This is a genomic window from Pseudomonas sp. BBP2017, assembly GCF_003024385.1.
GTDB lineage: Bacteria > Pseudomonadota > Gammaproteobacteria > Pseudomonadales > Pseudomonadaceae > Aquipseudomonas.
Genome location: NZ_PVZN01000006.1, coordinates 237,489 through 244,468 on the forward strand (window position 1 = coordinate 237,489; position 6,980 = coordinate 244,468).

General features: G+C 61.2%; 8 protein-coding genes. 5 read left to right on the forward strand and 3 right to left on the reverse strand.

Going from position 1 to position 6,980, the window contains the following annotated elements; translation table 11 throughout:
- Positions 1-10: 10 nt before the first annotated feature.
- The 3 genes from C6382_RS10945 (at position 11) to C6382_RS10955 (ending at position 3,960) form a co-directional block, all read left to right on the forward strand.
- Positions 11-1,504, forward strand: a complete 1,494-nt coding sequence (locus tag C6382_RS10945) for an aldehyde dehydrogenase (protein WP_107024505.1) — start codon at positions 11-13, stop codon at positions 1,502-1,504.
- A gap of 14 nt (positions 1,505-1,518) precedes the next feature.
- On the forward strand, positions 1,519-2,298 hold the full coding sequence (locus C6382_RS10950) for a gamma-glutamyl-gamma-aminobutyrate hydrolase family protein (protein ID WP_107024506.1): 780 nt from the start codon (positions 1,519-1,521) through the stop codon (positions 2,296-2,298).
- Positions 2,299-2,409: 111 nt separating this feature from the next.
- The gene (locus C6382_RS10955; protein WP_107024507.1) at positions 2,410-3,960 is read left to right on the forward strand and encodes an APC family permease; all 1,551 of its coding nucleotides are present in this window, start codon (positions 2,410-2,412) and stop codon (positions 3,958-3,960) included.
- Positions 3,961-3,981: 21 nt separating this feature from the next.
- Here the strand turns inward: C6382_RS10955 and gmk are convergent, their stop codons facing one another.
- Positions 3,982-4,602: a guanylate kinase gene (gene gmk, locus C6382_RS10960; RefSeq protein ID WP_107024508.1), complete on the reverse strand. Its 621-nt coding sequence runs from the start codon at positions 4,600-4,602 to the stop codon at positions 3,982-3,984.
- Positions 4,603-4,615: 13 nt separating this feature from the next.
- Positions 4,616-5,479 carry a YicC/YloC family endoribonuclease gene (locus tag C6382_RS10965; protein ID WP_107024509.1) on the reverse strand — a complete coding sequence of 288 codons (864 nt, stop codon included), beginning with the start codon at positions 5,477-5,479 and terminating at the stop codon, positions 4,616-4,618.
- A gap of 241 nt (positions 5,480-5,720) precedes the next feature.
- On the opposite strand from C6382_RS10965, the gene rph reads away from it, so the two are divergent.
- Both rph and C6382_RS10975 read left to right on the forward strand, forming a co-directional pair.
- Positions 5,721-6,443, forward strand: a complete 723-nt coding sequence (gene rph, locus C6382_RS10970; protein ID WP_107024510.1) for a ribonuclease PH — start codon at positions 5,721-5,723, stop codon at positions 6,441-6,443.
- A 24-nt stretch (positions 6,444-6,467) separates the two neighbouring features.
- Positions 6,468-6,836 carry a DUF4870 domain-containing protein gene (locus tag C6382_RS10975; RefSeq protein WP_107024511.1) on the forward strand — a complete coding sequence of 123 codons (369 nt, stop codon included), beginning with the start codon at positions 6,468-6,470 and terminating at the stop codon, positions 6,834-6,836.
- Between the two features lie 66 nt (positions 6,837-6,902).
- Here the strand turns inward: C6382_RS10975 and C6382_RS10980 are convergent.
- Positions 6,903-6,980, reverse strand: a 78-nt coding sequence (locus C6382_RS10980; protein ID WP_146146908.1) for an integrase core domain-containing protein, incomplete at its 5' end; no start/stop codon positions are given.

Here is a 6,980-nt window from a genome sequence, read left to right on the forward strand (position 1 = left end):
GTAAACAACAATGACAATTGCACCACGTGAACACTGGGAACAGCTGTTCCAGACCCTGAAGATCGAAGGCCGTGCCTTTGTTGACGGACAGTATTGCACCAGTGTTGCCGGTGACACTTTCGATTGTTCCAGCCCGGTCGATGGCCGCCAGCTGGCGCAGGTCGCCAGTTGCGACAGTGCCGACGCCGAGCGCGCCGTGGCCGCAGCCCGGCGCAGCTTTGACAGTGGCGTCTGGGCGCAGCAGGCGCCGATACAACGCAAGCGGGTGCTGATTGCCTTCGCCGACTTGCTGTTGGCCAACGCCCAAGAGCTGGCGTTGCTGGAAACCCTGGACATGGGCAAGCCGATTGCCGATGCCCTGAGCATTGATATCCCGGCTGCGGCCAATGCCATTCGCTGGCATGCCGAAGCCATCGACAAGATTTATGACGAAGTTGCTGCAACCGCGTCCGACCAGCTGGGTCTGGTCACCCGCGAGCCGGTCGGCGTGGTTGCGGCCATTGTTCCGTGGAACTTTCCACTGATGATGGCCTGTTGGAAGCTCGGCCCGGCCTTGGCCACCGGTAACTCGGTGATCCTCAAACCGTCCGAAAAATCACCGCTGACCGCGATCCGTATCGCCCAGTTAGCGCTCGACGCCGGTATCCCGGCTGGCGTGCTCAACGTTCTTCCCGGATACGGACACACCGTTGGCAAGGCCCTGGCCCTGCACATGGATGTCGACACCCTGGTGTTCACCGGTTCCACGCGCATTGCCAAGCAGCTGATGGTCTATGCCGGTGAGTCGAACATGAAGCGGGTCTGGCTGGAAGCCGGCGGCAAGAGCCCGAACATCGTCTTTGCCGACGCCCCTGATCTGCAAGCAGCTGCCGATGTGGCCGCCGCGGCCATCGCCTTCAACCAGGGCGAGGTGTGCATTGCCGGTTCGCGCCTGCTGGTTGAGCGCAGCATCAAAGAGCGCTTCTTGCCAATGGTGGTCGAGGCCCTCAAGGCTTGGAAGCCGGGGCACGCTCTGGATCCTGAGACGCGTGTCGGCGCTCTGGTCGACAGCACTCAGCTCGATACCGTGCTCGGCTACATCGAGGCCGGCAAAGCGGACGGTGCGACGTTGCTGAGCGGTGGCGAGCGTGTGCTGGAAGACACTTGTGGCGTCTACCTGCAGCCAGCGATTTTCGATGGTGTGACTAACGCCATGCGCATCGCTCGCGAGGAGATCTTTGGCCCGGTGCTTTCGGTGATCACCTTTGACAGCGCCGAAGAGGCTGTTGCCATTGCCAACGACTCACCCTTCGGTCTCGCCGCGGCAGTCTGGACCAGCGACATTTCCCGCGCCCACAAGACTGCTCGCGCCTTGCGTGCTGGCAGCGTCTGGGTCAACCAGTACGACGGCGGTGACATGACTGCGCCTTTTGGCGGTTTCAAGCAGTCGGGCAATGGTCGCGACAAGTCGTTGCATGCTTTTGACAAATACACCGAACTCAAGGCGACCTGGATCAAGCTGTAAGGGAGGGTGAACCCATGCAAACTACCAATGACCTGCCGCCTTTGATTGGCGTTTCCGCCTGTCGTCAGCAGTTGGGTAATAATTCGTCGCACACCGTTGGCGACAAGTACGTCGAGGCAGCAGGATTCGCCGGCATTCCTTTGATCCTCCCGGCACGTGCCGAGCCGGTTGATCCCAAGCGCGTGCTAGAGCGCCTCGATGGCATTCTTTTTACCGGTTCACCTTCAAATGTCGAGCCGCATCATTACAATGGCGCCCCCAGCGTGGAAGGTACGAAGCACGATGTGTTTCGCGACCGGCTGACCCTGCCGTTGTTGCAGGCCGCCATTGCCACCGGTGTGCCGGTGTTCTGCATCTGCCGTGGATTCCAGGAATTGAACGTTGCCTTGGGCGGCACCCTGCACCAGCGGGTGCAGGAGCTGCCAGGTTTCCTTGATCACCGCGAGCCGCAGGATGCGCCACTGGAAACGCAATACAGTCCACGCCATAGCGTTACCGTACAGCCCGGCGGGCTGTTCGAACGGCTTGGGCTGGAACATAGCTTCATGGTCAATTCGCTTCACAGCCAGGGCATCGAGCGTCTGGCTGGCGGCCTGCGGGCCGAGGCCCTGGCGCCGGACGGATTGATCGAAGCAGTGTCCATGGAGGACGCCCCGGGCTTTGTGGTCGGTGTGCAGTGGCACCCCGAATACCGCTTGGCCGAAAACCCGGTTTCGTTGCGTCTGTTCCAGGCGTTTCGTGAGGCATGCCTGGCCCGTGCAAGGGGCGAGCGTCACCGGGAGAAGACCCTATGAGGTCATCCGGTTGATCCGGAAATCAAACAACGGCAACAAGTTTCAATGAGTGCAAGCGGACGCGCTGCGGGGCGTCTTGAAAAACAATAGTAAAAGCGGCGGCAACTACTCATGAGCGAATACGAAGCAGGCCTGTCTCCGGGTATGGGACAGGCTCGCACCCACGAAAACGGTGCATCGAAAGCATCCAAAGGGCTGGCTGCGGGCCGGCTTGGACTGCTGGCGAGCATTGTTCTGGGTATCTCCACCATTGCACCGGTCTACACCCTCACTGGCGCCCTCGGCCCAACCGTGCGTGAAGTCGGTGCTCACCTGCCGGCGGTGTTCATCGTCGGTTTCCTGCCGATGCTGCTGGTGGCCCTTGGTTACCGCGAGCTGAACTCGGCCGAACCTGACAGCGGTACTTCCTTTACCTGGTCGGCGCGGGCATTCGGCCCGATGATTGGCTGGATCGGCGGCTGGGGCCTGGTTACTGCCACCACCATTGTGCTGTCCAACCTCGCAGGGGTGGCAGTCGACTTTTTCTATCTGTTTCTCGGGCAGATAACCGGCAACCACGAGGTGGCAGCGCTGGCTGATAACCTGCTGATCAACGTCGTCACCTGTTGCGTATTTATCGCCATGGCGGTGTGGATTTGCTGTCGCGGGATCGCCACGACCATGACCGTGCAGTACGCCCTGGTGGCGTTGCAGTTGGTGGTGTTGGTGGGCTTTGCCATGGCCGCCTTTGGCGAGTCTGCGCCGATGCCGCCGCTGGCGTTCGATTTCGACTGGTTCAACCCCTTTGGCGTTGAGTCCTTCTCGGCGTTTGCCGCCGGCCTGTCGTTGTCGATTTTCATCTTCTGGGGCTGGGACGTGTGCCTGAGCATCAGTGAAGAGTCAGTGGGCAGCGGTGACACCCCCGGCCGTGCAGCGACCCTGACGGTGCTGCTGATTCTCGGTCTGTACCTGGTCACGGCGATTGCTACGCTGCAATTTGCCGGTATCGGTGATGTTGGCCTGGGCCTGAACAACCCGCGTATCCAGGAAAACGTCTTTGCCCACCTGGCAGGTCCGGTCATGGGCCCGCTGGCGATCCTGATGTCGATCGCGGTACTGGCCAGTACCGCTGCTTCGCTGCAGTCGACCTTTGTGGCTCCCGCGCGCACCTTGCTGGCCATGGGTTACTACGGCGCGGTGCCGGAGCGCTTCGCCAACATCTGCCCACGCTCGAAAACCCCGCGATATGCGACGATCTGTGCCGGTGTGGCGGCGGGTGTGTTCTACGTCACCATGCGTACTCTGAGTGAGAACGTACTGGCCGACACCATCACCGCCCTGGGCATGATGATCTGCTTCTACTACTCGCTGACCGCCTATGCCTGTGTCTGGTACTTCCGCCACAGCCTGTTCGACAGTGTGCGTCACTTCCTGATGCGCGGCCTGTGCCCGTTGCTCGGTGGCGGCATTCTCTCGGTGATCTTCCTGCAGACGGCCTACGACAGCGCCTCACCGTCGTTTGGCAGCGGCTCGCATGTGGGTGGCTTGGGCTTGGTGTTTGTGATCGCAATGATCATCACGCTGCTGGGACTGGGGCTGATGATGCTGTCACGCCTGCGGGCGCCGGCGTTCTTCCTGGGCATGACCCTGCAACGTCACGCGACTGTCTCCAGCCGCCGCTAAGCGGCTGGAGTGACCGGTTGCTCAGGCCAGCAATTGCTTGAGCAGCTGGCCATGCCGCTGCTGCTGGTTAGCCTGCAGCAAGCGGTTGGCGCGGAATACCGCCTTCAAGTCTTCCAGCGCCGTGGCGAAGTCATCGTTGATGATGACGAAGTCATACTCGTCGTAGTGGCTCATCTCGCTGACCGCTTCACGCATACGTCCCTCGATGATCTCATCGCTGTCCTGGCCACGGTTGGTCAGGCGCTGGCGCAGGGCTTCCTGGGTCGGCGGCAGGATGAAGATCGAGCGCGCCTCAGGCATCAGCTTGCGTACCTGCTGGGCACCTTGCCAGTCGATTTCCAGGATCAGGTCGTGGCCCTGGTCGAGCGTCTGCTGCAGCGCGCTGCGCGAAGTCCCGTAGAAGTTACCGAACACTTCGGCCTGTTCGAGGAAGTCGCCTTGCTCGATCATCAGCTTGAACGCGGTGTGCTCGACGAAGTGGTAGTTCACGCCGTGCACTTCGCCCGGGCGCATGGCCCGGGTGGTGTGCGAGACTGACACCTGGATGCTGTTGTCGGCGTCGATCAGGGCCTTGACCAGGCTGGTCTTGCCGGCGCCGGACGGGGCGGAAACGATATAAAGGGTGCCGCTGCTGTGATTCATGGTCGGGGTGGCCTTACTCAATGTTCTGTACTTGTTCACGCATCTGCTCGATCAGTACCTTGAGGTTGACCGCGGACTGGGTGCTGCGTGGGTCGAAGGCTTTGGAGCCCAGGGTGTTGGCTTCGCGATTGAGCTCCTGCATCAGGAAGTCCAGGCGCCGGCCAGCGGCACCGCCGGACTTGAGCACCCGGCGTACTTCGTTGATGTGGGTGCTCAGGCGGTCGAGCTCTTCAGCGACGTCGCTCTTTTGCGCCAGCAGGACCATCTCTTGTTCCAGGCGCTGCGGGTCGAGTTCGGCCTGCATGTCGGTGAAACGGTCGAGAATCTTCTGACGTTGAGCTGCCAGCATCTGCGGAACCAGGGCGCGCAGGGTGGTGACTTCGCTGGCCATACCGTCGAGGCGCTCGTTGATCAGACGAGCCAGTTCGGTACCTTCGCGGTTGCGGCCGTTCTTGAGCTCCTTGAGAGCCTCTTCGAACAGATCCATCGCTTCGTTGTTCAGCGCCTGTGGATCGCTGGCGTCAGCGACCAGCACGCCTGGCCAGGCCAGTACCTCGAGCGGGTTCAGCGGTGCTGGTTGCTTGATCAGGCTGGCCACGGTCTCGGCGGCGGCCACCAGTTGCGCGGCGCGCTCGCGGTCGACCTGCAAGGGCTTGCCGGCGTTCTCTTCATTGAAGCGCAAGGTGCATTCGACCTTGCCCCGCGACAACCCCTGGCGCAGCGCTTCACGCACTGCACCTTCAAGGTCGCGCAGCGCTTCGGGCAAGCGCAGGTGCGGCTCCAGGTAGCGGTGGTTGACCGAGCGTAGTTCCCAGATCAGGGTACCCTGGCTACCGGCGCGCTCGACACGAGCAAAAGCGGTCATGCTGTGCACCATGGGAAGTACCTCGCAAAAAAGGGTCAAGGAAAAGCCAACCGGCTGCAAAGGCGCTGGATTGTAGCGCAGTGCGGCGCTGGCTCCCAATGCACTGATGTTACAAACAGTCAGACACCTCCCGGAAAAAACCGACCAACGCCTCTGGGCCCTCTGTTTCCGGGGCTGCGACAATAGACGTGTCCTCCAGGCCCGGTGCGCTCTATAATGCTGGGCAGATTCAAACCCAGTACAGGTATCCCAAATGAAACGTCCAAGTGGTCGCGTTGCCGATCAGCTCCGCTCGATCCGCATCACCCGCAACTACACCAAACACGCCGAGGGATCAGTACTGGTCGAGTTCGGTGACACCAAAGTCGTTTGCACGGTCAGCGTCGAGAACGGCGTCCCGCGCTTCCTCAAAGGCCAGGGCCAAGGCTGGTTGACCGCCGAGTACGGCATGCTGCCGCGCTCCACCGGCGAGCGTAACCAGCGCGAAGCCGCGCGTGGCAAGCAGGGTGGTCGTACCCTCGAAATCCAGCGTCTGATCGGCCGCTCGCTGCGTGCCGCGCTGGACATGAGCAAGCTCGGCGACATCACCCTGTATGTCGACTGCGACGTAATTCAGGCCGATGGCGGTACCCGTACCGCGTCGATCACCGGCGCCATGGTTGCCCTGGTTGATGCCCTGCGCGTGGTCAAGAAGCGTGGCGGCCTCAAGGGCGGCGATCCGCTCAAGCACATGATCGCTGCTGTCTCGGTGGGCATGTACCAAGGCGAAGCCGTGCTCGACCTGGACTACCTGGAAGACTCGGCTGCCGAGACTGACCTGAACGTGGTCATGACCAGCCAGGGTGGCTTCATCGAAGTCCAGGGCACTGCCGAAGGCGCGCCGTTCCAGCCGCAAGAGCTCAACGCCATGCTGGCGCTGGCGCAAAAAGGCATGGTTGATCTGTTCGAACTGCAGCAAGCCTCGCTGGCTGACTGATTTCGACACGGCAAGGAGCAGAACATGACTGAGCAACCGTTACAGTTGCCCACCCCCAATGCCGAGATTCGTCAGTGGGCGATGTTCTGTCACCTGGCCGCGCTGTTGGGGCTGGTGGTGCCGTTTGGCAACCTGCTGGGTCCACTGGTGATGTGGATCTGGAAGAAGGACCTGGACCCGTTCATCGACGCCCAGGGCAAGGAAGCGCTGAATTTTCAGCTCACCGTGTTTCTGGCCTCGATCATCTGCTTTGCGCTGATGTTCGTGCTGGTGGGGATCGTGTTGTTCGGCATGTTGATGGTTGCCGTGCTGGTTCTCACGATCGTTGCCGGGGTCAAGGCCAACGATGGTCAGCCCTATCGTTACCCGATGACCTGGCGGCCGATCAAATAATGATCAGCTGAAGGGTTTGTCTAGTCCTGAAATAGGTTTACACCTTTTCAGGTAGGCCGTTAGGCCTCAGAACGCCCGATGCACCGCATCGGGCGTTTTGTTTTTCAGGGCCATGTGTGGCCGCTCCGTATTGTAGATTTGCAC

Coding starts and splice junctions, on each gene's coding strand:
- gmk (WP_107024508.1), bottom strand. CDS start 4,602: ATGAATCACAGCAGCGGCACCCTTTATATCGTTTCCGCCCCGTCCGGC.
- C6382_RS10965 (WP_107024509.1), bottom strand. CDS start 5,479: ATGGTGCACAGCATGACCGCTTTTGCTCGTGTCGAGCGCGCCGGTAGC.
- rph (WP_107024510.1), top strand. CDS start 5,721: ATGAAACGTCCAAGTGGTCGCGTTGCCGATCAGCTCCGCTCGATCCGC.
- C6382_RS10975 (WP_107024511.1), top strand. CDS start 6,468: ATGACTGAGCAACCGTTACAGTTGCCCACCCCCAATGCCGAGATTCGT.
- C6382_RS10950 (WP_107024506.1), top strand. CDS start 1,519: ATGCAAACTACCAATGACCTGCCGCCTTTGATTGGCGTTTCCGCCTGT.
- C6382_RS10945 (WP_107024505.1), top strand. CDS start 11: ATGACAATTGCACCACGTGAACACTGGGAACAGCTGTTCCAGACCCTG.
- C6382_RS10955 (WP_107024507.1), top strand. CDS start 2,410: ATGAGCGAATACGAAGCAGGCCTGTCTCCGGGTATGGGACAGGCTCGC.